This window comes from Saccharopolyspora gloriosae (assembly GCF_022828475.1).
In the GTDB taxonomy this organism is placed as follows: Bacteria; Actinomycetota; Actinomycetes; order Mycobacteriales; family Pseudonocardiaceae; genus Saccharopolyspora_C; species Saccharopolyspora_C gloriosae_A.
Genome location: NZ_CP059557.1, coordinates 1,220,017 through 1,246,345, shown reverse-complemented (window position 1 = coordinate 1,246,345; position 26,329 = coordinate 1,220,017). Strand labels below are relative to the sequence as shown.

Below are 26,329 nucleotides of genomic sequence, written 5' to 3'. Positions count from 1 at the left end.
GCGGCGGGTCAGCGAAGGCCGGTGCCGCGGGCCTGAGCCGTTTCGATCAGGGTGGTCAGCAGTGCCGGGTAGTCGACGCCGGTCTGCGCCCACATCCGCGGATACAGCGAGATCGAGGTGAATCCGGGCATCGTGTTGACCTCGTTGACGATGAGTTCGCCGTCCTCGGTGACGAAGAAGTCGACTCGCGCCAGGCCTTGGCACTCCAGTGCGCGGAACGCGGTGACCGCGGTGTCGCGCAGCCGGTCGATGGTGTCGTCGCCGACCTTCGCGGGAATGTCGAATTCGGTGACGTCGTCGAGGTATTTGGACTCGTAGTCGTACCAGTCGGCGGTGCCGGTGACGCGGAGCTCGGCGGGCAGCGAGGCTTCGATGCGGCCGTCCGGGAATTCGAGGACGCCGCATTCGATCTCGCGACCGACGACGGCGGTCTCGATGATGACCTTCGGGTCGGTGCGGCGGGCCTCGGCGACGGCGGCGTCCAGCTGTGCCCAGTCGGTGATCTTGGTGATGCCGAGCGAGGAACCCGCCCGAGCCGGCTTGACGAAGGCGGGCAGCCCGAGTCGCTCCCGGCGCCGATCATCCAAAGTGGACTCGTCGCGGCGGAGCACCTCGTAGGTGCCGACCGAGATGCCTTCGGCCGCGAGGAGTTTCTTGGTGTACTCCTTGTCCATCGACACCGCGCTGGAGAGCACGCCCGGCCCCGCGTAGGGCACGTCGGCCATCTCCAGCAGCCCTTGAATGGTGCCGTCCTCGCCGAAAGCGCCGTGCAGCACCGGAAAAACGACGTCCACTTCGGACAGGACCTCGCCGCCGCGGCCGGGATCGACCAGGATCAGGTCGCGCCGCGTCGGGTCCCCGGGAAGCGCGACGGCGGTGCCGGGGGCGACTTCGGGCGCGCGGCGGTCGCGGATCTCCAGCTCGGCCGGGTCCGAGGTGCCCAGCACCCAGGCGCCTTCCTGGGTGATGCCGACCGGAACGACATCGAAGCGCTCCGGATCCAGGTGGCTCAGGACGCTGCCCGCGGACAGGCAGGAAACGCCGTGCTCGGTGCTTCGTCCGCCGAAGACGACGGCCACCCTGGTCTTGCGCTGAGTCATGCGCGAAACCCTACCTGCAGGCGGACGCGCCGCCAGCGACCTCCTCGTCGCACCATCGAGCCACGAGCCGCAGTGAACGCTCCAGGTCAGCACGTGTGCACGATGCGTAACCGAGCGCGACTCCGGTCCACTGCTGCGGCCCGTGATGATGCCTGCGCAGCCCGTCCAGCATGATGCCGTGCTCCGCGGCCCGGTCCACGATCCGCTGTTCCGTTTCGGCGGACGGCAGCGGCAGCACCACGTGGGCTCCCGCTTCGTCACCGAAGACCTCGATGCCCGCTTCGCCCAGCCGTGCCACGACGAGGCCGCGCCGCTGCGACAGTTCCCGGCGCAGCCTGCGCAGGTGCCGTCCGAGATCTCCATTGCGCGCGAACTCGACGAGCACCCGCTGCCCCGCGGGCGCCGGGCCGGTGCTGGTGCGCTCCCGGTGCTCCAGCACTTCGGCCACGACCCGGTCCGGCCCCAGCATCCAGCCCACGCCGAGCGTCGGGGTGAGGATCTTGCTGGTGGTGCCCAAGTGCACCACCACGTCCGGGGCCATCGAGGCCAGCACCGGCAACGGCGCCACGTCGTAGCGCAGTTCGCCGTCGTAGTCGTCCTCCACGATCAGCCAGCCCTCGGCGCGGGCTCGTTCGACGAGCGCGACGCGGCGATCCGCGGGAAGCCTGCCGCCGATCGGATATTGGTGCGCCGGCGAGCAGTACACGGCCCGCACTCCCCTGGGAATGGCCTCGACGACGATCCCGGCGTGATCAACGGGAGCGAGCACCACGTTCACCCCGGCGGCCAGCAGCGTCTGCACCGCGCGCTGGTAACCCGGTTCCTCCACGGCAACGGTGGCGCCGCGGCCGAGCACCGCCGCGGCCAGCTCCGTGACGGCCGCCGTCGTTCCGCCGGTGGCCACGACGGTGCCCAGGTGCGGGCCGCCGGTGGTCATGCCGCGATGCCGCAGCAGGTGTTCCACCACGGCCTCGCGGTACTGGTCGACGCCCGCGAGCCGCCGTGCCTCGTCAGGTTCGCGGTCGGCGGCGGCCCGCCAGGCCCGGCGCCACGCCGCGCGGTCGATGCCGTCCGTCCACGGGATTCCCGGCATCAGCCGCACCGTCGCCTCGGTTCCCCGAAGTGCGGGTCCGGCGCCGGATCCTGTTGCGGTGGAAGGGGATCCGGGCGGGGCGGTGGTGACGTAGGTGCCGGATCCGTGCCTGCCGACGATCCAGCCTTCGGCGTGCAGCTGCTCGTAGGCGGCGGCGGTGACGGTGCGGCTGACGGCGAGGTGCCGGGCCAGCGCCCTGGTCGAGGGCAACCGGTCACCGCCGCGGAGCTGACCGAGGGTGGCGGCACGGCGGAGCGCGTCGGCGAGTTGCACGGCGAGCGGCCGGTCCTCGTCGCGGCGTAGTTCGATGGCCGGTTCCAGCAGCGGCGAACTCGCCGCGGGCACCGCATGTGGCATCTCAGGATTCCTCCCGCTCGGCCTCCCGATGATGCCATCGTTATGCCGTCGCGTTTCAGAATGGCCTGCTTTGGGGGTCGGGTAGCGGAACCTCAGCGGGCTTCTCGCTGCGGGATCTTTTCCCAAGTGGCTCCGGCCACGAGGGAAAAAGCCGTCCTCGCGAGAAGGCCGCTGAGAACCCGCCGGTGGTACCTATTTGACGTGGGCTATGCGCTTCGCGCATCCAGGCACGGCTTCGCCGCAAGGCACGGCCTTCGGCCGCGGGGCAGGCGGGGATTCGCCCGCCCTTCGCGGACTTCCCCGTCAACGGCACGGCTTCGCCGTCAGGCGCGGCTTCGCCGTTGACAAGGCGACGACGAATGACCGTTCGCGACGGGGTGAGAGTCCTCGCCGAATGGGCTTGATCCGTGTCTTGGCGGAGCCGCTGAGCAGTGACCACCCCAGCAGGTCGACCACCGGCGGGTTCTCAGCGGCTTCCTCGCGAGGACAGCGATTTCACGGTGCAGGGGGCGGCCTGCATGAGAAATCGATCCCGCAGCGGGGAAGCCGCTGAGGTTCCGCTGGGCGACCCACTACGCAGCCCATTCCGCAAGGAGCCCTGAGTCAGGCGCGGGTGAGGCCCTCTACGGGGTGCAGGGAGTAAAGGGTCATCTGCGTGCGGCCGGGGCGGTAGACGTGGACGGTGATCGCCGGGTCCGGGCCGTCGTTGATCACCTGGTGTACGTAGTCGGGACCGAAGACCCGGGATTGGCCGGTCTCCAGGGTGTGCCATTCCTCGACGGGCGCGGCGCCTGCGGTCCGCACGACTCGTTCGGTGACGTTGCCGGAGACCACGGTGAAAGCCCCCGTGGCGCCACTGTGGTCGTGCAGTTCGGTCCGCTGGCCGGGAAGCCAGCTCAGCAGCCAGGCTTCGTGCGTGGCGGTGCGTTCGAGCAGGCCCGCCCAGCGTTGCTGCGGGTCGTAGCGCAAGCGGTGCGCCCAGGAGAGCCGGTCGACGGCGAGCTCGCGGGCGATCCGCACGGGATGCGCGAGGGACCGATCGGCGTCGACGGCGACGGTGTTGGGGGGTACGGCGAACACGGGGAGTCCTCAATGATCGTGAGTTCGGGAAGTGGGAGTGCAGGCGGTGATGAGCCCGGCGACGCACGTCCCTGCGACGCGATCTCCCCGTAGGGGCGCTGCGCAGGGGACGGAAGTGGAGATCCCGCTCGACCGCCGCCCGTGCCCAGGGCGGTTCCGGTTTCGCGGATCGGCCGACCGCGGCGCGCTGATCGCGCGGGTCGATCAGTTCGGTTCGGGGACCGCGTCGCCCGGAGAAGCCGATTCGCCGATCGTGGGATGACTACCGTCAGCGGGGTCGATCACCGCTGCGGACAAAGCGCGCTCGCCACCCGGCGCAGGTCGATGTGACCTCGTCCATCGGTCATGGCTCGCAACACGCCGCGTAGTGAACCAGCGCCAGAAGGAACCCGTCAAGCCGATTGCGCGGACGTCACACCGCAGTGTCAACACATTGAGCGTGATCACAACGCGTCAACCAGCATGATCACCTATCGACCGCGAGCACTTCTAGCTGAAAGTGATGTTCATCATCAGTTCGCGATCACCGCGTTCATCTGGTCACGGCGAAGCCGCTGAGCAGCGACCACCCGAGCAAAAGGACCCGCGACCGCTCAGGACAGTGCCGCGAGTACATCCGTGACCAGGTCCGATGCGTCCTCGCATCCGGTCGAGAACCGCACGAATCCCGGCGAAACCGGGTCGCCGTGCTGCGCCCGCCGGTCCACCGTGCTGTGCAGCCCGCCGAAGCTGGTCGCCGCCACGACCAGCTCGCTGCGGTGCACGAACTCCGCCACCGCGTCCGCGTCCGCCAGCTCGAAGCTGAACACCCCGCCCCAGCGCCGCATCTGGGCACTCGCGAGCCGGTGCGCCGGGTCCCCTGGCAGGCCCGGCCAGCGCAGGCCGGTCACCGCCGGATGCTCGAGCAACGCCGCCACCAGCTCGGCCGCGTTCGACGCCTGCCGCGCCAGTCGCAGATCGAGGGTGCCGAGGCTGCGGTGCGCCAGCCAAGTCTCGAACGGCCCGGGGATGGCGCCGGAAAGGGTGCGCGCCCGGCGCAGCCGCTGCGCCAGCGCGCCGTCGGCCGTCGACACGTGCCCGAGCAGCACGTCGCTGTGCCCGGTCAGGGCCTTGGTGTCGCTGGCGAGCGCGATGTCCGCACCGAGTTCCAGCGGCCGCTGCCCGAGCGGGGTGGCGGTGGTGTTGTCCACGGCCACCAGCGCTCCGGCCCGGTGCGCGCGCCGCGCCAGTTCGGCGATGTCGCAGACGTCCAGGCCCGGGTTGGACGGCGTTTCGAGCAGGACAAGCCGGACCCCGTCGAAGACGTCCTCCGGCCACGGCCCCGCCGTCGGGATCTCCCGGACGCGCAACGAGAGTTCGGCGAGTTCCTCCTGCACGAACTGCCGGGTCGCGTAGTAGCCGTCACCGGGCACCAACAGCGAATCTCCCGCGCGGAGCACGCAGCGCAGCACGGCGCTGATGGCCGCCATGCCGGAGGGCAGCAGCACGCACTCCCCGCCGTCGAGCTCGCCGATGGCCGTTTCCAGCGCCCGCCAGGAAGGATTTCCGGCCCGGCCGTAGAAGTCCGCCTCCGGACCGCCGAGGTGGTAGGGCGCGGCGAACACCGGTCCCGGCGCCAGCGGAGCACCCGGGCGGGGGTCGCCGTGACCGCCGTGCACGCACTTGGTGCCGTCTCCGAATTCGACGCTGCTCTCCGCCACCTGTGACCTCCCCGTACGAACCCGTGCTCACGCAATCTAGGCGTCCACGAGGTGCCCGTCCGCAACGGGGCGGTGCCGGTTCACTCCGGTTTGGGTTCCCGTCCCAGCAGCATCGCCGCACCCGGCACCGGCCCGAGCCCCTCGTGGCACACCTGGTGCACCACCTCGGTGATCGGCACTTCCACGCCGTGCCGGGCGGCGAGTTCCCGGATGGACGAGCAGGACTTCACGCCCTCCGCGACCTGGCCGTTCGTGGCGTCCTGCGCCTGCGCCAGCGTCTCGCCGCGCCCGAGCCGTTCCCCGAAGGTCCGGTTCCGCGACAACGGCGAGGTGCAGGTGGCGACCAGGTCGCCCAGCCCGGCGAGCCCCGCGAAGGTCATCGGCTCCGCTCCGAGCGCGGCGCCCAGCCGCGTCGTCTCCGCCAGCCCGCGGGTGATCAGCGAGGACATCGTGTTCTGCCCGTAGCCGAGCCCGGCGGCCATGCCGCACGCCAGCGCCATCACGTTCTTGCACGCCCCGGCCAGCTCGATGCCCACCAGGTCGGTGTTGGTGTACGGCCGGAAGTAGCCGGTGGAGCACGCGGCCTGCAGCGCGACGGCACGGTCGTGGTCGGTGCAGGCGACGACGGTCGCGGTGGGCTGCTCGGTGGCGATCTCCATGGCCAGGTTCGGGCCGGAGACCACGGCGACCTGGTCCATCGGCACGTCTGCGACCTCGGCGACGACCTCGCTCATCCGCTTGAGGGTGCTGAGTTCGACGCCTTTGGCGAGGCTGACCAGCGTGGCGTCCGGCGGCAGCAGCGGCTGCCAGCCCGCCAGGTTCTCCCGCAACGTCTGGCTGGGCACGGCGAGCACCACTGCCTCGGCGCCGTGCATCGCCTCGGCGGCGTCGTCGGTGGCCCGCAGCGCGGCGGGCAGCGCGACGCCGGGCACGTAGCCGGGGTTGTGGTGCTCGGTGTTGATCCGTTCCGCGACTTCCGCGCGGCGTGCCCACAGCGTGACGTCGCTGCCCGCATCGGCGAGGACCTTCGCGAAGGTGGTGCCCCAGGAACCGGCGCCCAGCACCGTGATCTTGGGGGCCGCGGGCTCAGGCCCCGTCATCGTCGCTCCGGGTCTGCTGGCTGCGGGCCGGTGAGTAGAACTCTTCCGGCGGCTGCTGCTCGCGGATCTCGCTGAGCAGTTCGCGGACTCGGTTCATCGCGGCCTCGCTGATGGCGCGCAGCGTGTGGGCGTCAGCGGACTTGCCGTGGAATTCGGACAGGTCCAGCGGCTCACCGATCCGCACGTGGACCGTTTTCCGCGGGAAAGGTCGGAACTTCTTCGCGTAGTGGTCGTAGATGTCGCGGGTGCCCCAGCGGGCGGCGGGCAGGATCGGGACGTCGTGCTCCAGGGCGAGCCGGGCCACGCCGGGCTTCGGGATCATCGGCCAGCCCTCGGGGTCCTTGGTGACCGTCCCGTCCGGGTAGAGGATCACGACCTTGCCCACTTCGAGCGCGTCGTGCGCCGATTCCAGGCTCTTGCGCGCGTCGGCGGTCCGCCGGAACACGGGGATCTGTTCGACTCCGATGAGCACGTTGCGCAGCACCGGCACGTTCCACAGCGTGCTCTTGGCCATGAACCGCGGGATCCGCGCCGCACGGTGCACGGTGACCGCGTCGTACACCGGGTCCAGGTGCGAGATGTGGTTGAGGACCAGGATCGCCGGGCCGGTGGCCGGAATGTTCGCCAACCCGTGCACCCGAACGCGGGACAGCAGTGAGGTCGCCGGGTAGAACACGATCGCCGCCAGCCGCAGCCAGAACCGCCCCATCAGCGTCGGAGGCCGTTCCTTGGTCCGCTTGCGCGGCCGCTTGAGGCTTGCCGGTTCCGCCACGCCTGTCTCCTCTCGCCCTAGAGCGGCTGTCAAGTTACCCGGCCCACGCTCTTGCCCGGCGAGCGGTCGGTTCGCGGCGGGCATACTCGATGATCGACGGCGAAGCGGAGGATGACGGGATGAGCGTCGGAGTGTCCTTGCTGGTACCGATCAAGCCGCTGCACCTGGCGAAGTCCCGGTTGCGCGGCGATCGGCCGGCCGCGCAGCACGCGGATCTGGTGAGCGCGGTCGCGCACGACACGGTGGACGCCGCACGGCGCACTCCGGGGGTGCGGGCGGTGCTGGTGGTGACCTCCGATCCGCGGCTGGCGGAGTCGTTCGCCGCCGACGGCGTGGAGGTCGTGCCCGACGATCCGGGGGCGGGGCTCAATCCGGCGTTGGAGCACGGGGAGCGGGTGCTGCGCTCGCGCGGCACGGCCCGGATCGGGGCATTGCAAGCGGATCTTCCGGCGCTGCGCCCCGTGGAACTGGCGGCGGCGCTGGTCCAGGCCGGGCCGGATCGGGCGTTCAGCGCGGATCACCTGGGAACGGGAACGACGCTGCTGCTGGCAGGCGTGGGCGGCGCGCTCACGCCCCGGTTCGGGCCGGGTTCGGCCGCGGCGCACGCGTCCTCCGGGGCTCGGACGTTGGACGGCGGCTGGGAGTCGTTGCGCTGCGATGTGGACACTGCGGCGGATCTGCGCCGGGCGACCGGCATCGGGCTCGGTGAGCGCACCATGGCGTGGCTGGCGGGTGCCGCCGGGAAACCGCGCTGACCTGTGTGGTGTTCCCTGTGACAAAGGTCGAGAGACGGCCATGACATGGGTGAGAATGGACGTTGTGAGTACCGACAGCAGCGATCACGAGATCAGTGACTCCGTGCAACGCCCGACCTCGTCGACCGCCGGGTCCGCCGGTGCTCGTCAGAACTCGTCGAAATCCGGCCGCGGGAGCCGGACGACCAGGCAGAAGGCGGCGGCTCGACCGGACGGTTCCGGCGATGTGGACTCCGGGGCGAAGTCCACGCCCACGAGATCGGCCGGGTCGCGGTCGTCCGGCACGTCCGGGACGGCTGCGAAGCGCGGCGCGGCGAAGTCCGGTGCGGCGGAATCCGGCACGACGAAGACCGGAACCACGAGGTCCGGCACGGCGAAGTCCACGACATCCAAGTCGACGACGCCCAAGTCCACCGCTGCGAAGTCCACGGGCACTAAGTCCACGGCCGCGAAATCCACGGCCGCGAAATCCACGGCCGCCAAGTCCACGGCCGCGAAAACCACGGCCGCCAAGTCCACTGCCGCCAAGTCCACGGCCGCGAAATCCAGCGGAGCCAAATCCACGACTTCCAGGTCCGCCTCCGCGAAATCCACCACACGCACCTCCACGGCCAAGGCCGCCCCGCGCAGCACGGGCTCCCCCGCCGCGAAGCCGAGCACGTCCCGGACGCGAACCGCGAAGCCCGCCACCACCACGACGAGCACCAACGTCGCCCCAGAGATTCCCCCGGCACCGAAGCAGCCCGTCAACGGCGAAGGCGCCCGCGTGCCCGCCGTGCCGCCGGCGGTGACCCGCGCCGCCGCCAGCACCGACCTGCCCGACAACCGCTACCTCAACCGCGAGCTGTCCTGGCTGGACTTCAACGCCCGCGTGCTCGCGGTCGCCGAGGACCCCTCGCAGCCGGTCCTGGAACGCGCCAAGTTCCTGGCGATCTTCGCCTCCAACCTGGACGAGTTCTACATGGTCCGCGTCGCGGGCCTGAAGCGCCGCGAGGAGACCGGGCTGTCGGTGCGCAGCGCCGACGGGCTCACCCCGCACGAGCAGCTCGCCCGCATCGCGGCCCGCAATCAGGACCTCACCGAGAAACTGGGCCGCACCTTCCTCGACGAGCTGGTTCCGGAGCTGGAGGCCAACGGCATCCAGATCATGCGCTGGGAACAGCTCGACGGACCCGAGCGGGGAGTGCTGGGCCGCTACTTCGATGACCACATCTTCCCGGTGCTCACACCGCTGGCGGTCGACCCCGCGCACCCGTTCCCGTACATCTCGGGGTTGTCGCTGAACCTCGCGGTCACCGTCAGCGACCCGGAGGAGGGCCTGCGCCGGTTCGCCCGCGTGAAAGTCCCCGACAACGTGCCGCGGCTGATCCGCGTGGAAGCCGATCGGGAGAACGAGCGGGCGACGTTCCTGCCGCTGGAAGAACTCATCGCCGCGCACCTGGACAAGTTGTTCCCCGGCATGGACATCAGCGACCACCACATCTTCCGGGTCACCCGCAACGCGGACCTCGAAGTGGAGGAGGACCGCGACGAGGACCTGCTGCAAGCCATGGAGCGGGAACTGGCGCGGCGCCGGTTCGGCCCGCCGGTGCGCCTGGAAGTCACCGACACGATGAGCGAGACGATGCTCGAACTCCTGCTGCGGGAGCTCGAAGTCGACGCGCACGACGTGGTCGAGGTGCCGGGGCTGCTGGACCTGTCCTGCCTGTTCCAGTTGGACAAGCTGCAACGCCCGGACCTGAAGAACCCGCCGTTCGTGCCCGCCACGCACCCGGCGTTCGCGGAGGGCCAGACGCCGAAGAGCATCTTCGCGACGCTGCGCGAAGGCGACGTGCTGGTGCACCACCCGTACGACGCGTTCTCCACGTCGGTGCAGCGGTTCATCGAGCAAGCCGCCGCCGACCCGCACGTGCTGGCCATCAAGCAAACGCTGTACCGCACCTCCGGCGACTCGCCGATCGTGAACGCGCTGATCGACGCCGCCGAAGCGGGCAAGCAGGTGGTGGCGCTGGTCGAGCTGAAGGCCCGCTTCGACGAGCAGGCCAACATCCAGTGGGCGCGCACCCTGGAACGTTCCGGCGTGCACGTGGTTTACGGCCTGGTAGGCCTGAAAACGCACTGCAAGACGGCACTGGTGGTGCGCCAGGAAGGCGCCACGATCCGCCGTTACTGCCACCTGGGCACCGGTAACTACAACCCGAAGACGGCCCGCACCTACGAGGACTTGGGTCTGCTGACGGCCGCCCCCGAAGTGGGCGCGGACCTCACCGACCTGTTCAACGTGCTCACCGGCTACGCCCGGCACGGCACGTACCGGCGGATCCTGGTGTCGCCGTACGGCATCCGGCTCGGCATCGTGGAACGCATCGAAGCGGAGGCCGAGCGCGCCCGCGCCGGGCAGCCGTGCGGAATCCGGATGAAGGTCAACTCGCTGGTCGACGAGCAGATCATCGACGCGCTGTACCGGGCTTCGCTGGCGGGCGTGCCGATCCGGATCGTGGTGCGCGGCATCTGCGCGCTGCAGGCCGGGGTCGAGGGCCTCAGCGAGAACATCGAAGTGCGGTCGATCCTGGGCCGTTTCCTGGAGCACTCGCGGGTGTTCCACTTCGTCGGCATCGACGAACGCTGGATCGGCAGCGCGGACATGATGCACCGCAACCTGGATCGCCGTATCGAGGCGCAGGTGCGGGTGGTCGACCCGAAGCTGACCGAGCAGCTGGACGCGATGCTGGATTCGGCGCTGCACCCGTCGACGCGCTGCTGGGTGCTCAACGCCAAGGGCGACTGGGAGGCCTCGCCGCGCAGCGGTGAGCAGGTTCGCGACCACCAGGCGGAAATGTTGCGCCAGCACGGGGCGAAGGTGTCATGACCGCTCAGCACGAACCGGAACAGCCGATGACGACGAGCCGGCCGGTGACGGTCCACGCCGCGGGCGCCGTGTTGTGGCGCCCGCGTGCCGACGGGACGCCCGAGGTGGCCGTGGTGCACCGGCCGCGGTACGACGATTGGTCGCTGCCGAAGGGAAAGCTCGATCCGGGTGAGACCTCCGCGCACGCCGCGGCGCGAGAAGTGCTGGAGGAGACCGGGTTCGGCTGCGTGCTCGCCGGTTTCCTGAGCCGGGTCAGCTACGAGGTGCCGGGAGCCGACGGCGACACCGGCAAGCAGGTGGACTACTTCACGGCCCGCGCGGGCGACGGCCACTTCGAGGTCAACGACGAGGTCGACGAACTCGTGTGGACGGCGCTGCCGAAGGCGCGGGAACTGCTGAGCTACCCCCAGGACCGGCACGTGCTGGACGAGTTCACGGCGCTGCCCGACGATCCGGTGACGCTGCTGCTGGTTCGGCACGCGAAGGCCGGGAAACGATCGGACTTCGACGACGACGACACCCGGCGCCCGCTGTCCGGAGCGGGCCGCAGGCAACGCGACGCGCTGAGCTCCTGGCTGCCGCTGTTCGGCCCGGAACGGGTGTACGCGGCCCCGCGGATTCGCTGCGCGCAGACGGTGGAGCCGGTGGCGGCGGACCTGGGCATCGAGGTCGCCCCGGAGCCGCTGCTGTCCGAAGAGGGCTACCAGGCCGATCCGGACGCGGCCGTGCACCGGTTGCTGCGGATCGCCGCGGGCTCGGGCACCGCGGTCGTGTGCAGCCAAGGCGGCGTGATCCCGGACCTGGTGACTCGCCTGGTGGAGTCCGCCGCGCTGCACCCGGCCGAGCCGGGCGAGGCAGTGGGCGACACGGCCACGGTGGGCGAGGCCGTCAGCGGCGACGTGGTCAGCGCCAAGGGAAGCGTGTGGACGCTGCGCTTCAGCCGCGACGCCCACACCGGCAACGGCTCCGGCCCGCTCCTACGCCTCGTATCGGCCACTTACTTGGCCGATCCTTCTGGGGGTTGAGCGGGTCTTTTTGCTTTGGTGGTCGGGTAGCTGTTGTGTCTTGTGAGGTTGGGGACGCGGCTGGCGGGTGGGTGGCCGCCGAGTGCGGTGTGGCCGCGGTGGTGATTGTAGGTGTGGAGCCAGTGTGGGAGGGCGTTTCGGCGTTCGGTGTCGGAGAGGTAGAGCTGGGCGTAGGCCCATTCGTCGAGCAGGGTGCGGTTGTAGCGTTCGACTTTGCCGTTGGTTTGGGGTCGGTAGGGGCGGGTGCGGAGGTGTGTGATGCCGGCGGCGGTGAGTGTGGCGGTCCAGAGGTGGGAGCGGTAGCAGGAGCCGTTGTCGGTCAGTACTCGGAGCACGGTGATCCCGGCATCGGTGAAGAATGTGTGTGCTCGTTGCCAGAACGCGGCGGCGGTTTCGCGTGTCTCGTCGGGAAGGATTTCGGTGTAGGCAAGCCGCGAGTGGTCATCGACGGCGTTGTGCAGGTAGCTGTAGCCGATGGCGGGTTTCTTCCCGCCGGCGCGGCGGCGGTCGGTGACGGTGGCCTGGCTGTTGTGGCTGCCGGCCTGGCGGCCGAGGACTTTGCTGCCGCCGCCGTCGGGGACGTTGCCGACTTTCTTGATGTCGACGTGGACGAGGCCGCCGGGCTGCGGGTACTCGTAGCGGCGGATCACCCGCCCGGTGGCCCGGTCCAGGTGTGCGAGCCGGGCCAGCCTGTAGCGGCCCAAGACCCGGTGCACGGTAGCCGGGTTCAAGCCCAGCAAAAACGCGATCCGTGCCGGCCCCCACCGGCGGATCACCCGGACCTTGATGATCCGCCGCTCGGTGCGCGACGGAGTGCGCCGCGGACTGTGATGCGGACGCGAGGACCGGTCTGCCATCCCCGCCTCGCCCTCGGTGCGATACCGATCCGCCCACCGTTGCGCGGTGCTGGGCGAGACTTGGAAACGCTCAGCCGCACGCCGCAACGGCCAGCGATCGTCCACGACACACCGAGCCAGACGCAGCCTGCCCGTCTCAGTCAACGGAGCGTTACGGTGACACACGAGGACCTCCAGGTATTCGGTGCAGATGTCGTGATCCACACCGAACCCGGAGGTCCTCACTCATTCCAAGATCATCCGCCCCGTGTCCCCCGTTCACAACCTCCCGAGACACAACAGGTAGCGGAACCTCAGCGGCCTTCTCGCTGCGGGATCTTTTTCCCAAGTGGCTCCGCCACGAGGGAAAAAGCCGTCCTCGCGAGAAGGCCGCTGAGAACCCGCCGGTGGTCGGCTTTGTGACGTGGGCTATGTGCTTCGCACATACAGGCACGGCCTTCGGCCGCAAGGCACGGCTATCGCCGCGAGGCAGGCGGGGCTTCGCCCGCCCTTCGCGGGCTTCGCCGCCCACTGCACGGCTGCGGCGTCAGGCACGGCTTTGCCGTGAAGCACGGGCTTGGGCCGGGCAGCAGGCGGGGATTCGCCGTCCTTCGCGGACTTCGTCGCCTAAGGGGTCCTTTCAGAATGCTGTGGCAAGGAGTTTGCGGGCGAGGATCATGCAGTGGGTGAGGTGGAGTAGGCCTTCGTGGATGTCGTCGCGGGTTTCCCAGCGGATGCGGAGTTTGCGGGGACCGTGGAGCCAGGCGAAGGCGGCTTCGACGACCCAGCGGAGTGTGCCGAGGCCGGATTCGTGCTGATCACCGCGACGTGCGATGCGGGGTGTGATGTTGCGGTCCCGTAGCTGGTGCCGGTATTTGTCGTGGTCATAGCCGCGGTCGGCGTAGACGTGACGGGGTGTGCGGCGGGGTCGGCCTCGGACTCCGCGTACCGGTGGGACCGCCTCGATCAGCGGTATCAGCTGGGTGACGTCGTTGCGGTTGCTGCCGGTCAGCAGCACTTGTAGCGGGGTTCCGCGGGCGTCGGTGATGATGTGGTGTTTCGAGCCCGGCCTGCCCCGATCAACCGGGCTCTTGCCCACTTTTGGGGAACCACGTCCTCGTTTGGCCTGGATCTGCGAGGAGTCCACCACTGCGCGGGAGAAATCCAGCTGATCGGCCGCACGCAGCTTGGCCAGCAGGACCTCCTCCAGCTGTTCCCAGACACCGGCCTGCTGCCACTCCGCCAACCGGCGCCAGCACGTCGAGCCCGAACCGAACCCGAGTTCCTGGGGCAGGAACTCCCACTGGATACCGGTGTAGAGCACGAACAACACACCCTGCAACGCCTTACGGTCATCGATCCGACACCGCCCCGGATGCCGAAACCTTCGTTCATGCCTGGGCAGCAACGGTGCGATCACCGCCCACAGCTCGTCACTGACCTCCCACGGCCTCGGGCGAGACATCCCACGCTCCAACCACAAACGCGATCAACACACACCCCCACCATGCCAAAACAAGATCATTCTGCAAGGACCCCTAAGCGCGTGGCTTCGCCATCGAGTGCACGACTTCGTCGGTGGGCGAAGGTTTTGGGGTGGAACGGCGATGATCCCGGCCCGATCGCCTTCGCGATCGCACCGGGATCATCGCTGAGAACCGTCGGAGCACTGTGATCCGTGCGAGGCCTCGGTGCCCGTGGCACGGGTACCGGGGCCGCACGTCGCTCCGCCGCCGCGCGTGGCGCGGGTGACGCTGCGCCGTGTGCGGGGACGCCACCCGCGAACGCCTGCGAAATTCGGCTCGCTCAGGCGGCGAGCGCTCACTTCTTGGCGGTCTTGCGCGCGGTCGTCTTGCCCGCGGAGGCCTTGGCGGTCGAGGTCGACGTCTTGGCCGCCGAGGTCTTCGCGGCGGAGCCCTTGGCGGTCGACTTCGTGGCGGCGGCCTTCGGCGCGGCCTTGGTGGTGGCGGCCTTCTTCGGCGCCGCCTTGCTCGCCGTGGCCTTGGAAGCCGTGGTCTTGCCGGTGGCGGCCTTGGTCGCGGTCGCCTTGGTGCCGGTGGACTTGGCCGCGGTGGCCTTGCTGCCCGCCGCCGTCTTCGGCGCGGCCTTGGTGGCGGCCGGCTTCGCGCTGGACCGCGTGGTGGCGGCCTTCTTCGGCGCGGTCTTGGTGGCTGCCGCCGTCTTGGCCGTGCTGCGGGTGCCCGCCGCCTTGGTGGCAGGAGCCTTGGTCGCCGTACCGGTGGACTTGGCCGCGGCACGCCCGGTGCCCGCGGTCTTCGTCGCGGTGGTGCGGGTGCCCGCGGACTTGGTGCCCGCCGACTTCGCGGCGGTCGCGCGGGGCAGTTTCCGGCTGCCGCCCACGACTTCCTTGAACTGGGTGCCGGCGCGGAATGCCGGGACGTTGGTCTTCTTCACCTTGACGGCCTCGCCGGTGCGCGGGTTGCGCGCGGTGCGGGCGGCACGTGCACGCTTCTCGAAGACACCGAAGCCGGTGATGTTGACCTTTTCGCCCTTGTTGACGTTGCGGACGATGAGGTCCACGACGCCCTCTACCGCCTGACTGGCGGTCTTCTTGTCGCCGAGGCGTTCCGCGAGTGCCTCGATGAGTTGGGCTTTGTTCACTTCAGTCCCTCCCAGGACAACAACGGCCCCGTCGGGCCGACTCAAAACCCACGGTAAAGCCCCGAACTGCCGAATGCCATTCGCCACGCCCCATTTTTTCGTTGGGGCGTGGGGCTTTCGGCGGCTCAGGGCTCGTATCGCCGGGTTTCCCGGTCAGGTTGTGAACACCGGCCGCGAAACCGATTTTCCCTGCGCAGCAAGGAGAAAAGGCTCCGCGGCCGGATCCGGCTCAGCCCGCGCGGGCGGGCAGCGTCGCCGGCTTGAAGGAAGGGCGGGTTTTCTCGTACGTGTCGATCGTCTCGGCGTGGCGCAGGGTCAAACCGATGTCGTCGAGCCCTTCCAGCAGCCGCCAGCGGGTGTAGTCGTCGATGGCGAACGGGACGGTGAGGTCTTTCGCCTGCACGGTCCGCTCTTCCAGATCGACGGTCACCTGGGTGCCGGGCTCGTTCTCCAGCAGCTTCCAGAGCAGTTCCACATCGGACTGAGAGCACTCGGCCGCGAGCAGCCCCTGTTTGCCGGAGTTGCCGCGGAAGATGTCGGCGAACCGAGAGGAGATGACCACTCGGAAGCCGTAGTCCTTGAGCGCCCAAACGGCGTGCTCGCGCGACGATCCGGTGCCGAAGTCGGGTCCGGCCACCAGCACGCTGCCGTTGCGGAAGGCGTCGTTGTTGAGGATGAAACTGTCGTCGTTGCGCCACGCGGCGAACAACGCGTCCTCGAACCCGGTGCGCGCGACCCGCTTGAGGTACACGGCAGGGATGATCTGGTCAGTGTCCACGTTGGACCGCCGCAGCGGAACGCCGACGCCGGTGTGCTGGGTGAACGGTTCCATCGTTGCTCCTTTCGGGTCGTGGCGAATCAGTCGAGGTCGTCGGGCGACGACAGGGTTCCGCGAACCGCGGTGGCTGCGGCGACCAGCGGGGAGACCAGGTGGGTGCGGCCGCCTTTGCCTTGCCGTCCTTCGAAGTTGCGGTTCGAGGTGGAGGCGCTGCGCTCGCCGGGGGCGAGCTGGTCGGGGTTCATCCCCAGGCACATGGAGCAGCCCGCCGAACGCCATTCGGCGCCCGCCGCGGTGAAAACCTCGTTGAGCCCTTCGGTCTCGGCCTGCAGCCGGACCTTCATCGAGCCGGGCACCACCAGCATCCGCACGTCCTGGGCCACCTTGCGCCCGTCCAGCACGGCCGCTGCGGCCCGCAGGTCCTCGATGCGGCCGTTGGTGCAGGAACCGAGGAAGACGGTGTCCACGGCGACCTCACGCAGCGGCGTGCCGCCTTCGAGACCCATGTAGGCGAGCGCCTTCTCGACGGCGTAGCGCTCGGAGTCGTCGCCGATGGCCGCCGGATCGGGGATCCGGTCCCCAGCGGCAGCCCCTGCCCGGGGTTGGTACCCCACGTGACGAACGGCGTGAGCGCGTCGGCGTCGATGGTGACTTCCGCGTCGAACTCGGCGTCTTCGTCGGTGCGCAGCGTTTTCCAGTACTCGACGGCCGCGTCCCAGTCTGCGCCCTCCGGCGCGTGCGGGCGGCCCTTGAGGTACTCGAAGGTCGTCTCGTCGGGGGCGATCATCCCGGCGCGGGCGCCCGCTTCGATGGACATGTTGCAGACCGTCATGCGGGATTCCATGGACAGCTGCCGGATCGCTTCGCCGCGATATTCCAGGACGTAGCCCTGCCCGCCGCCGGTGCCGATCCGGGCGATGACGGCGAGGATGATGTCCTTGCTCGTCACGCCCGGCCGCAGCGTGCCTTCGACGTTGATGGCCATGGTCTTGAACGGGCGCAGCGGCAGCGTCTGGGTGGCCAGCACGTGCTCCACCTCGGAGGTGCCGATGCCGAACGCGAGCGCGCCGAACGCCCCGTGGGTGGAGGTGTGGCTGTCGCCGCACACCACCGTGGTGCCGGGCTGGGTGAGTCCCAGCTGCGGCCCCACCACGTGCACGATGCCCTGCTCGGCGTCGCCCATCGGATGCAGGCGGACGCCGAATTCCTCGCAGTTGCGCCGCAAGGTGTCCACCTGAGTCCGCGACACCGGGTCGGCGATCGGCAGATCGATGCCGGTGGTGGGCACGTTGTGGTCCTCGGTGGCGATCGTGAGGTCGGGTCGGCGGACCGGCCGGCCCGCCAGCCGCAGCCCTTCGAACGCCTGCGGGCTGGTGACTTCGTGCACGAGGTGGAGGTCGATGTAGAGCAGGTCGGGCTCATGACCTTCGCCTCGGCGCACGATGTGGCCGCCCCAGACCTTCTCCGCGAGCGTGTTGCCCATCGCTCCTCCCCATCGAGATGTGGTGGTCGCACCCCGGTTCCGGGGCACTGTCCCAAAGAGTGGACTTCTCAGATACCGAGAAGTTAGTATCGGTACGTGGGACAGCATAGCGGCATCGGAGTGTTGGACAAGGCAGTGGCCGTGTTGCAGGCCGTGGCGGGCGAACCGTGCGGTTTGACGGAGTTGTGCGGGCGCACGGGCCTGCCCAGGGCGACCGCGCATCGGCTGGCCGTGGGCTTGGAGGTGCACCGCCTGCTGCGCCGCGGTTCGGATGGGCGGTGGCGCCCCGGTGCCGCGCTGGCGGAGCTGGCGGGCGGCGCCGTCGATCCGTTGCTGGAGGCGGCCTCCACGATCCTGCCCAAATTGCGGGACATCACCGGCGAAAGCGTCCAGCTCTACCGCAGGGACGGCATGCAGCGCTTGTGCATCGCTTCCGCGGAACCTCCCAGCGGCTTGCGGGACACGGTCCCCGTCGGCAGCACCCTTCCGATGGTCGCCGGCTCCGGCGCCAAGGTTTTGGCGGCCTGGGCGGACCCGGCGACACAACGCGCGGTACTGGCGGAAGCGGTCTTCGGGGAGCGAACTCTCCTAGAGGTGAGAAGAAGGGGCTGGGCGCAAAGCGTCGCAGAACGGGAGTCGGGCGTAGCAAGCGTCTCGGCCCCCGTGAGGGACTCCCAAGGCGGAGTGGTGGCAGCCATCTCGGTCTCAGGCCCGATAGACCGAATGGGCCGCCGCCCAGGCTCCCGCTGGGCAGCAGACCTGCTAGCGGCAACAGAGGGCCTGCAAAACCGCCTATAACAAGCAGAACAAGCAAAAAACTGGAGCCCCACTCCCAAAAGGAAGTGGGGCTCCAGCAGCTGTACCTCTGTAGTCCCGACGGGATTCGAACCCGCGCCGCCGGCGTGAGAGGCCGGTGTCCTAGGCCGCTAGACGACGGGACCGCGCTACACAAGAAACTTTACAACACCCCCACCCTCCCCCAAACACCCACCCCCACCCCAAACAAAGCCCAAGCAAAGCCCAAGCAAAGCCCAAGCCCAAGCCCACACACACACACACACACACACCAATCCCCCACAAACCCCGACCCCACACAGCCAATGCGCAAAGCGCGAGCCGAAACCCCACCACCCCAAGCACAACCGCCCCACAAAACCCAACCCCCGCACCGTGGGGGCCTGGGGGGTCGCCCCCCAGACAAAGCGCGGAAACGGAAAAGCGCCCACCCCAAAGGGGTGGGCGCTGAACACACTTCTGTAGCCCCGACGGGATTCGAACCCGCGCCGCCGGCGTGAGAGGCCGGTGTCCTAGGCCGCTAGACGACGGGACCGCGCTACACAAGAAACTTTACAACACCCCCACCCTCCCCCAAACACCCACCCCCACCCCAAACAAAGCCCAAGCAAAGCCCAAGCAAAGCCCAAGCCCAAGCCCACACACACACACACACACACCAATCCCCACAAACCCCGACCCCACACAGCCAATGCGCAAAGCGCGAGCCGAAACCCCCACCACCCCAAGCACAACCGCCCCACAAAACCCAACCCCCGCACCGTGGGGGCCTGGGGGGTCGCCCCCCAGACAAAGCGCGGAAACGGAAAAGCGCCCACCCCAAAGGGGTGGGCGCTGAACACACTTCTGTAGCCCCGACGGGATTCGAACCCGCGCCGCCGGCGTGAGAGGCCGGTGTCCTAGGCCGCTAGACGACGGGGCCCTAGAACGAACGATCAATACTGATCGTTCCGCTGGGGTACCAGGACTCGAACCTAGACTAACTGAACCAGAATCAGTCGTGCTGCCGATTACACCATACCCCATCGGCTTCGGTGTCCAGCGAGCTATGTCCGGGCTTCTGGAGGAAGTCCGACCTGTTTGTCGCTGTCCGCCTTGCTGATGAAAATAGTAGAGCATGGCCCGCGCCGCCGTGACAGCACCCCCCTGTTGGGTCGATTTCCCTGGTGAGGGCTGGGTTTCGGGTGTGCTGTCGCGGGTGGACGTCGTCGTCTCGCGGGCCGGGCTCGGTCAGCGGGTGAGCGCGCCGATGCGCGTGGTCTCGTGTGGTGCCGTGGCGCCGGGGTCGGGTCGGCCGGGGATTCCGGGGGCGAACGGCAGGTCGCAGACGAGCAGTTCGGGGAGCTCGGCGAGGCTGGTGATCATGGATACGCCCTCGGGCGGCGCGTGTTCGGTGCCGTTGCGGTTGAGCCAGACGCCGTGCAGGCCGGCGTCGGCGGCGCCGAGCGCGTCGGTGTCGAGCCGGTCGCCGACGTGCACGACTTCGTGCGGGGCGGCGTCGAGGGCGTCGCAGGCGGCGTGGAAGATCCGCGGATCCGGTTTGGCGACACCGAGTTCACCGGAGATGAGCATGCTGTCGAAGGTTCCGGCGAGTCCGGTGCGGCTGATCTTCTTGCGTTGGTAGGCGCTGGGCGCGTTGGTGATGACGGCGAGTTGCAGGCCGCTGGCGCGCATCCATTCGAGACAGGGCAGCGCGTCGTCGAACAGGCACCAGGCGGCTTGCATGGCGGCCATCCGGTGGTCTTCGCGGGCGGTTGCTTCGGCGTCGCTGATCTGTTCGCCGAAGGCGGCGAAGAAGGCGCGGGTGCGTTCGACGCACATGGTGGCGAAGTCCACTTCGCCTGCGACGTATCGCTCGTAGTGGTCTTCGGTGGTGTGGCGCCACACGGGCCAGGCGGCGTCGTTGCCGATGAGGGCGCGCAGGCCGAGGCGGGAGGAGGCGGCGTTGTCGAGAAGGGTGTCGTCGATGTCCAGGCACACGGCTTTGATGCGGCCGAGTTCAGGCGTGGTCGGAGGGTGCGGCACGGATGTCACCCCGAGAGGCTAGGGGTTCACCGGCGGTGTCCGCCTCGGCCAAGACGGTGATAGTCGTTGGCCTGACACGGTTTAGTCGAGGTACCAGTACCGGGTGACGTCCACTGGGGACATCACCCGGTCGCTGGAATCGTGCTGCTGATCAGACGAGCGCGCGGCGGAGCCGGTTCAGCGAGACGTCGCGGCCGAGCAGTTCCATGGATTCGTACAGCGGCGGCGAGACGGTGCGGCCGGTGACGGCTACCCGGACGGGCGCGAAGGCCTTGCGCGGTTTGATGCCGAGTCCGTCCACGACGGACTCTTTCAGCGCCGCTTCGATGGCTTCGGTGGTCCATTCGGGAAGGGCGTCGAGCGCGCCGATGGCGGCGTCGAGCACGGGCCGGGCGTCTTCGCCGAGCGCCTTGTTCGCGGAGGCCTCTTCGGGTGCGAAGTCCTCGCCCGCGAACAGGAATCGCAGCATGCCGACGGCGTCGGAGAGCACGATGAGCCGTTCCTGCACGAGCGGCGCGGCGGCCCGCACGGTGTCGAGCTGCTGTTGGGTCGGCTCGTCGTCGAGCACGCCGCCGTCGATCAGGTAGGGCACGACGCGCTGCACGAAGTCGTCCGGGGCGAGCGCCCGCAGGTGCGCGGAGTTGATCGCGTCGGCCTTCTTCTGGTCGAACCGGGCGGGGTTGCCGCTGACCCGGCTGATGTCGAAGGCTTCGACCATTTCGTCGAGGGTGAACACGTCGCGGTCGTCGGCGATGGACCAGCCGAGCAGCGCGAGGTAGTTGAGCAGTCCTTCGGGCAGGAATCCGCGGTCCCGGTGGTGGAACAGGTCGGAAGCGGGGTCGCGCTTGGAGAGCTTCTTGTTGCCTTCGCCCATGACGAACGGCAGGTGCCCGAACTCGGGGATGAAGTCGGTGACGCCGATGCGCCGCAGCGCCTCGTAGAGCGCGATCTGCCGCGGCGTCGAGGAGAGCAGGTCTTCGCCGCGCAGCACGTGCGTGATGCGCATGAGCGCGTCGTCGACGGGGTTGGTGAGCGTGTAGAGCGCGTCTCCGCTGCCGCGCACCAGCACCGGGTCGGGCACGGTGCCTGCGCGGAAGGTGATGTCGCCGCGGACGAGGTCGGTGAAGGTGATGTCGTGTTCCGGCATCCGCAGCCGCAGCACGGGTGTGCGGCCTTCGGCGCGGTGGGCGGCCTTCTGCTCGTCGGTGAGGTCGCGGTCGAAGTTGTCGTAGCCGAGCTTGGGGTCGCGGCCTGCGGCCTGGTGCCGGGCTTCGACCTCTTCGGGCGAGGAGAACGCCTCGTAGAGCTCACCGGCGGCCAGCAGGCGCTGCGCGATGTCGGCGTAGATCTCTTTGCGCTCGCTCTGCCGGTACGGCCCGTGTTCGCCGCCGACTCCGGGACCTTCGTCCCAGTCGAGGCCGAGCCACCGCAGCGCTTCGAGTAGCGCGTCGTAGGACTCTTGGCTGTCCCGGCTGGCGTCGGTGTCCTCGATGCGGAACACCAAGGTGCCTTCGTGGTGCCGGGCGAAAGCCCAGTTGAACAGGGCGGTGCGGATGAGCCCGACGTGCGGTGTGCCGGTCGGTGACGGGCAGAACCGGGCGCGGACGGTTCCGGGCGCTGGTGTGGCGAACTCTGGCGTGCTCATGACGCTTCCACCATATCCGGCGGGGTGAGGTGGTTGACCAGCGACTCCGGAAGGAGCACCCTGAGATTATTCAACGCACGTTGAATAACGATCTCAGCGTTCGTCGTCGGGTAGGAGTGATCGCAATGGAGCGCACGACTTGCTGCATCATCGGCGGGGGTCCCGCGGGCATGGTCCTGGGTCTGCTGCTGGCCCGGTCCGGGGTGCGGGTCACCGTCCTGGAGAAGCACGGTGATTTCCTCCGCGACTTCCGCGGCGACACCGTGCATCCGACGACGCTGCAACTCATGGACGACCTGGGGCTGGCGGAACGGTTCGCCGAGCTGCCGCAGCGCCGGATGGAGACGGTGCGGCTGCCCGTCGGCGAAGACGGCGGTTTCATCACCATCGGCGACTTCCGGCTGCTGCCGATCAAGTACAACTACGTCGCGCTGGTCCCGCAGTGGGACCTGCTGGACCTGCTCGCGGACGAGGCGAAGCAGGAGGACGGCTTCTCACTCCGGATGCGCACCGAGGTCACCGGGCTGATCCGGGAGGGCGGCCGGGTCAACGGCGTGCACTACCGCGAGGCCGACGGCACCACCGGGGAGCTGCGCGCCGACATCACCGTCGCCTGCGACGGACGGGATTCGCTCGCCCGGCGGCTGCCGGAGCTCGGGCTGCGGGACTTCCCCACCCCGATGGACGTGCGCTGGTTCCGGGTGCCGCGCAAGGAAGACGATCCGTCCGGGCTGGTCGGGCTGATCCGCGACCGCACGTTCACGGCGCTGATCGACCGCGGCGACTACTACCAGACGGCCTCGATCATCGAGAAGAACACCGACGCCGACGGCCGGTCCGCGCCGATCGAGAAGTTCAACCGGCGGCTGCGTCACCTCGTGCCGTGGCTGGACGACGGCCGCGAACTGGTCGAGGACTGGGACGACGTGAAGCTGCTGCACGTCACGCTCGACCGGCTGAGCAAGTGGCACGTTCCGGGCCTGTTGTGCATCGGGGACGCGGCGCATGCGATGTCCCCGGTCGGCGGCATCGGCATCAACCTGGCCGTGCAGGACGCGGTGGCCGCCGCCCGCCACCTGGCGACTCCGCTGCGGGAGGGCCGGTTGCGCCGCAGGCACGTGGCGGCGATCCAACGCAGGCGCTGGCCGACGACCGTGCTGATCCAGGGGTTGCAGAAGGTGTTGCACCGCAACGGGGTCGAGCCCGGTCTGCGCGGCGCCATCGACTTCGGGTCGGCCCGGCTGCCACTCCCGTTGCGGCTGATCACGCGGATGCCCGCGCTGCGCATGCTCCCGCCGTACGTGCTGGCTTACGGAGCGCTCCGCGAACGCCCACCGCGCGAGGCGGTGCGGAAGTGAACTCCGCAGCAGGTGAATGTCCCATCAGCCCACGCATTGGGCGAACGGGACATTCACCTGGAAAACCTCGGCGGGTGACGCCTCCTGCGCCCATTCCTATTGGGCGAACGCGACATTCACCTGTGCCGCGGGTTACTGCACCGGGTTGGTGAGGGTGCCCAGGCCGTCGATGGAGACCGAGACGCTCTGCCCCGACTGCACCGGCCCGACCCCGGCGGGCGTGCCGGTGAGGATCACGTCACCCGGCAGCAGCGTCATGACGCGCGAGACCCACGACACGAGCCCGGCGACGTCGTGCAGCATCAGCGACGTCCGCGACTCCTGCTTGAGCTCCCCGTCGAGCTCGGTGCGCAAGCCCAGGTCCGCCGGGTCGACGGAGGTGTCGATCCACGGTCCCAGCGGGCAGAACGTGTCGTAGCCCTTGGCGCGCGTCCACTGCCCGTCCGCCTGCTGCTGGTCCCGGGCCGTGACGTCGTTGGCGATCGTGTAGCCCAGGATCACCTCAAGACCGCGGGCTTCGGGAACGTCCTTGCAGGGCTGGCCGATGACGGCCGCGAGCTCGCCCTCGTAGTCCACCCGTTCCGAGTTCGGCGGCAGCTTGATCGGCGCGTTCGGGCTCGTCACCGAGGTGGACGGCTTCATGAAGATGACCGGGTTCTCCGGCGCCGCACCGCCCATCTCCTTCGCGTGGTCCGCGTAGTTCTTCCCGACGCAGATCACCTTGCTGGGCAGGATCGGCGCGAGCAGGCGGACGTCGGCCATCGGCCACTTGCGCCCGGTGAAGGTGGGGTCGCCGAACGGGTGCTGGTCGATCTCGATGGCCAGCACCTTCTCCTGCGGCGCGGACGGATCGGGTTCCAGCGCGACGAACGACACTCCATCGGAGTGGGCGACTCGGGCCAGGCGCACGGCGGACCTCTTTTCGTTCCCGGTTGTTTCGCATTCGGCTCGCTCGTGCTCGGACGGAACGAACCCTCCCAGCCTATGCGGTGCCGCCGCCCGGGCCGTTCCCGCCCGAACGGCGGCCCACCTCACCGCGTCTCGGCGATCGCGTTGTGCCGCAGTGCCTTGTAGGCGAGGGCGTCGCACAGGGCCAGCCAACTCGCCTCGACGATGCTGCCGTGCACGCCGACCGTGGTCCACTCGTCCTCGCCGTCGCGGGACTCGACCAGCACCCGCGTCACCGCGTCCGTCCCGGAGGCATCGGTGAGGATGCGGACCTTGTAGTCCACCAGTTCCACCGAGTCCAGCCACGGCAATCGCGGCACGAGCGCCTCCCGAAGCGCGGCGTCCAGCGCGTTCACCGGGCCGTTGCCCTCGGCGGTGGCGATCACCCGGCTGCCCGCCACGTGCACCTTCACCGTCGCCTCCGACACGACCGCGCCGTCCGGCCGGTGATCGAGCACCACCCGGTAGGACTCCAGGTCGAACGGTGCGTCGTGCTCGCCCGCGTCCTCGTCGCCCGCCGCGGTGAGTTCGCGGCGCAGCAACAGTTCCAGCGAGGCGTCGGAGGCTTCGAAGGACCAGCCGCGCGCCTCCAGCTCCTTGACCTTGCGCACCGCTGCGCTGACGGCCGTCGGCGAGTCCGTCAGGTCGAGCCCGAGCTCGGCGCCTTTGAGTTCGAGGCTCGCCCGCCCGGCCATTTCGGTGACCAGCACCCGCATCTTGTTGCCCACGACGGCCGGGTCGAGGTGGTTGTAGAGCTCCGGGTCCACTTTGATCGCGCTGGCGTGCAGTCCGGCCTTGTGCGCGAACGCCGACGCGCCCACGTAGGCCTGGTGGGTGTCCGGGGCGAGGTTGGCGATCTCGGTGAGCGCGTGCGAGACGCGGGTGAGCTCGGCGATCCTGCCCGCAGGCAGCACCGGCATGTCCAGCTTCGTCGTGAGGTTGCCGAGCACGGCGAACAGGTCGGCGTTGCCCGCGCGTTCCCCGTAACCGTTCGCGGTGCACTGCACGTGTGTCGCGCCCGCCTGCACCGCCGCGACCGAGTTCGCCACGGCGCAGGAGGTGTCGTCCTGGCAGTGGATGCCGACGCGGAATCCGGTGCGCGCCACGACTTCCCGCACGGTGTCGGCGAGCCCGGTGGGCAGCTGCCCGCCGTTGGTGTCGCAGAGCACCGCCACATCGGCGCCGGCGGTCACCGCGGCCTCCAGCACGCGCAGCGAGCAGTCCGGGTCGTGGGCGTAGCCGTCGAAGAAGTGCTCGGCGTCGACGAACACGCGGCGCCCCTCACCGACCAGGTAGCGCACGGTGTCGGCGACCATGGCGCAGTTCTCGTCCACGCTGGTGCGCAGCGCGCGTTCGATGTGCCTGCGGTCGGACTTGGCCACGAGCGTGACGACCGGGGCACCGGAGGCGGCGAGCGCCTGCACCTGCGGGTCCTCGTGCGCTTGCGCCCCGGCCCGGCGGGTGGCGCCGAAGGCGACGAGCGCGGCGTGGCGCAGTTCCAGTTCACCGGCGGCGGCGCGGGCGAAGAACTCGGTGTCCTTCGGCAGCGCGCCGGGCCAGCCGCCTTCGATGAAGCCGACGCCGAGGGAGTCCAGCAGCCGGGCGACCGCGATCTTGTCCGGAACCGAGTAGGAGATCCCTTCCCGCTGGGCTCCGTCGCGCAGCGTGGTGTCGTAGACGTGGAATTCGTCGCCCAAGGGGGAAGCTGTCGGGGTCGTGCGAGTCACTGGACGTCTCCTGTCGGCTTCGATGTCGATGCCTCGGCGGGCCGGTCGCCACGCTGCGTGGCGGGAGTTTCCGGGCACAAAAAAGACCCCCCGCGACAATGCGAGAGGTCTGCGCGCCGGGGGTGCGGAGTCGTCACCCGGCGCGCGGTCCAATAATGATCAGGGAGCTGATGGCCACGCCCGTATGCTGCCACAACCCGGCCACCCGTCACCACCTGGTCGAACCGCCCCACACCCCGAACGGCTCCCCTGGCCGCTCAC

The 26,329-nt window shown here is 69.3% G+C and carries 20 protein-coding genes, 4 tRNA genes and 1 pseudogene; 5 read left to right on the top strand and 20 right to left on the bottom strand.

What is annotated here, in order from left to right:
* Positions 1–8: 8 nt before the first annotated feature.
* The 6 genes from H2Q94_RS05370 to H2Q94_RS05345 form a co-directional block, all read right to left on the bottom strand.
* Positions 9–1,100, bottom strand: coding sequence for a D-alanine--D-alanine ligase family protein (locus H2Q94_RS05370; RefSeq protein WP_243792645.1), 1,092 nt, complete (start codon positions 1,098–1,100; stop codon positions 9–11).
* A gap of 10 nt (positions 1,101–1,110) precedes the next feature.
* Positions 1,111–2,550, bottom strand: a complete 1,440-nt coding sequence (gene pdxR / locus H2Q94_RS05365) for a MocR-like pyridoxine biosynthesis transcription factor PdxR (protein ID WP_243792643.1) — start codon at positions 2,548–2,550, stop codon at positions 1,111–1,113.
* Between the two features lie 603 nt (positions 2,551–3,153).
* Positions 3,154–3,630 carry a cysteine dioxygenase gene (locus H2Q94_RS05360; protein WP_243792640.1) on the bottom strand — a complete coding sequence of 159 codons (477 nt, stop codon included), beginning with the start codon at positions 3,628–3,630 and terminating at the stop codon, positions 3,154–3,156.
* Between the two features lie 593 nt (positions 3,631–4,223).
* The gene (locus H2Q94_RS05355) at positions 4,224–5,330 is read right to left on the bottom strand and encodes a cystathionine gamma-lyase (RefSeq protein ID WP_243792638.1); all 1,107 of its coding nucleotides are present in this window, start codon (positions 5,328–5,330) and stop codon (positions 4,224–4,226) included.
* Between the two features lie 80 nt (positions 5,331–5,410).
* Positions 5,411–6,430 (bottom strand): NAD(P)H-dependent glycerol-3-phosphate dehydrogenase, encoded by a 1,020-nt coding sequence (locus H2Q94_RS05350; RefSeq protein WP_243792636.1) that lies wholly within the window; start codon positions 6,428–6,430, stop codon positions 5,411–5,413.
* Positions 6,417–7,202 (bottom strand): lysophospholipid acyltransferase family protein, encoded by a 786-nt coding sequence (locus tag H2Q94_RS05345; protein WP_243792633.1) that lies wholly within the window; start codon positions 7,200–7,202, stop codon positions 6,417–6,419. Before H2Q94_RS05345 ends, H2Q94_RS05350 begins: the two co-directional genes overlap by 14 nt.
* Before the next feature lie 119 nt (positions 7,203–7,321).
* Between H2Q94_RS05345 and cofC the strand changes: the two genes are divergently transcribed.
* The gene (gene cofC / locus H2Q94_RS05340) at positions 7,322–7,957 is read left to right on the top strand and encodes a 2-phospho-L-lactate guanylyltransferase (protein ID WP_243792630.1); all 636 of its coding nucleotides are present in this window, start codon (positions 7,322–7,324) and stop codon (positions 7,955–7,957) included.
* 147 nt (positions 7,958–8,104) lie between these two features.
* Here cofC and H2Q94_RS05335 read toward each other — a convergent pair whose 3' ends face one another.
* Complete coding sequence (locus H2Q94_RS05335; RefSeq protein ID WP_243792628.1) at positions 8,105–8,782, bottom strand: pentapeptide repeat-containing protein; 678 nt, start codon at positions 8,780–8,782, stop codon at positions 8,105–8,107.
* Between H2Q94_RS05335 and H2Q94_RS05330 the strand changes: the two genes are divergently transcribed.
* The gene (locus H2Q94_RS05330; protein ID WP_243792626.1) at positions 8,724–10,826 is read left to right on the top strand and encodes an RNA degradosome polyphosphate kinase; all 2,103 of its coding nucleotides are present in this window, start codon (positions 8,724–8,726) and stop codon (positions 10,824–10,826) included. The two genes, H2Q94_RS05335 and H2Q94_RS05330, sit on opposite strands and share 59 nt — an antisense overlap.
* The gene (locus H2Q94_RS05325) at positions 10,823–11,851 is read left to right on the top strand and encodes an NUDIX hydrolase (RefSeq protein WP_243792624.1); all 1,029 of its coding nucleotides are present in this window, start codon (positions 10,823–10,825) and stop codon (positions 11,849–11,851) included. The genes H2Q94_RS05330 and H2Q94_RS05325 overlap by 4 nt, the downstream gene beginning before the upstream one ends.
* On the opposite strand, the gene H2Q94_RS05320 is transcribed toward H2Q94_RS05325, so the two are convergent.
* The 5 genes and pseudogenes from H2Q94_RS05320 to leuC form a co-directional block, all read right to left on the bottom strand.
* A complete protein-coding gene (locus tag H2Q94_RS05320) occupies positions 11,824–12,873 on the bottom strand; it encodes an IS481 family transposase (protein WP_243795548.1) in 1,050 nt (349 codons plus the stop codon). The genes H2Q94_RS05325 and H2Q94_RS05320 overlap by 28 nt on opposite strands.
* 454 nt (positions 12,874–13,327) lie before the next feature.
* Complete coding sequence (locus H2Q94_RS05315; protein WP_243788901.1) at positions 13,328–14,152, bottom strand: IS5 family transposase; 825 nt, start codon at positions 14,150–14,152, stop codon at positions 13,328–13,330.
* 356 nt (positions 14,153–14,508) lie between these two features.
* Positions 14,509–15,309, bottom strand: a complete 801-nt coding sequence (locus H2Q94_RS05310) for an HU family DNA-binding protein (RefSeq protein WP_243792622.1) — start codon at positions 15,307–15,309, stop codon at positions 14,509–14,511.
* Between the two features lie 229 nt (positions 15,310–15,538).
* Positions 15,539–16,141 (bottom strand): 3-isopropylmalate dehydratase small subunit, encoded by a 603-nt coding sequence (gene leuD, locus H2Q94_RS05305; RefSeq protein WP_243792619.1) that lies wholly within the window; start codon positions 16,139–16,141, stop codon positions 15,539–15,541.
* 26 nt (positions 16,142–16,167) lie between these two features.
* Positions 16,168–17,570: pseudogene (gene leuC / locus H2Q94_RS05300) on the bottom strand (3-isopropylmalate dehydratase large subunit).
* A 96-nt stretch (positions 17,571–17,666) separates the two neighbouring features.
* Between leuC and H2Q94_RS05295 the strand changes: the two are divergent.
* Complete coding sequence (locus tag H2Q94_RS05295) at positions 17,667–18,368, top strand: IclR family transcriptional regulator (protein WP_243792616.1); 702 nt, start codon at positions 17,667–17,669, stop codon at positions 18,366–18,368.
* 70 nt (positions 18,369–18,438) lie between these two features.
* Here H2Q94_RS05295 and H2Q94_RS05290 read toward each other — a convergent pair.
* From H2Q94_RS05290 to gltX, 6 genes are all read right to left on the bottom strand, one after another.
* Positions 18,439–18,511 (bottom strand) — tRNA-Glu (locus tag H2Q94_RS05290).
* 316 nt (positions 18,512–18,827) lie between these two features.
* Positions 18,828–18,900, bottom strand: a tRNA-Glu gene (locus tag H2Q94_RS05285).
* A gap of 314 nt (positions 18,901–19,214) precedes the next feature.
* Positions 19,215–19,287, bottom strand: a tRNA-Glu gene (locus H2Q94_RS05280).
* A 31-nt stretch (positions 19,288–19,318) separates the two neighbouring features.
* Positions 19,319–19,390 (bottom strand) — tRNA-Gln (locus H2Q94_RS05275).
* 205 nt (positions 19,391–19,595) lie between these two features.
* Complete coding sequence (locus tag H2Q94_RS05270) at positions 19,596–20,399, bottom strand: HAD family hydrolase (RefSeq protein WP_397545426.1); 804 nt, start codon at positions 20,397–20,399, stop codon at positions 19,596–19,598.
* Between the two features lie 142 nt (positions 20,400–20,541).
* Positions 20,542–22,035: a glutamate--tRNA ligase gene (gene gltX, locus H2Q94_RS05265; protein WP_243792612.1), complete on the bottom strand. Its 1,494-nt coding sequence runs from the start codon at positions 22,033–22,035 to the stop codon at positions 20,542–20,544.
* 125 nt (positions 22,036–22,160) lie between these two features.
* Here gltX and H2Q94_RS05260 point away from each other — a divergent pair, with 125 nt between their 5' ends.
* Positions 22,161–23,393, top strand: coding sequence for an FAD-dependent oxidoreductase (locus H2Q94_RS05260; protein ID WP_243792609.1), 1,233 nt, complete (start codon positions 22,161–22,163; stop codon positions 23,391–23,393).
* Positions 23,394–23,525: 132 nt separating this feature from the next.
* Here H2Q94_RS05260 and H2Q94_RS05255 read toward each other — a convergent pair whose 3' ends face one another.
* Positions 23,526–24,302 (bottom strand): fumarylacetoacetate hydrolase family protein, encoded by a 777-nt coding sequence (locus tag H2Q94_RS05255; RefSeq protein WP_243792607.1) that lies wholly within the window; start codon positions 24,300–24,302, stop codon positions 23,526–23,528.
* Positions 24,303–24,424: 122 nt separating this feature from the next.
* Positions 24,425–26,068, bottom strand: a complete 1,644-nt coding sequence (gene cimA, locus H2Q94_RS05250; RefSeq protein ID WP_243792604.1) for a citramalate synthase — start codon at positions 26,066–26,068, stop codon at positions 24,425–24,427.
* Between the last annotated feature and the right edge of the window lie 261 nt (positions 26,069–26,329).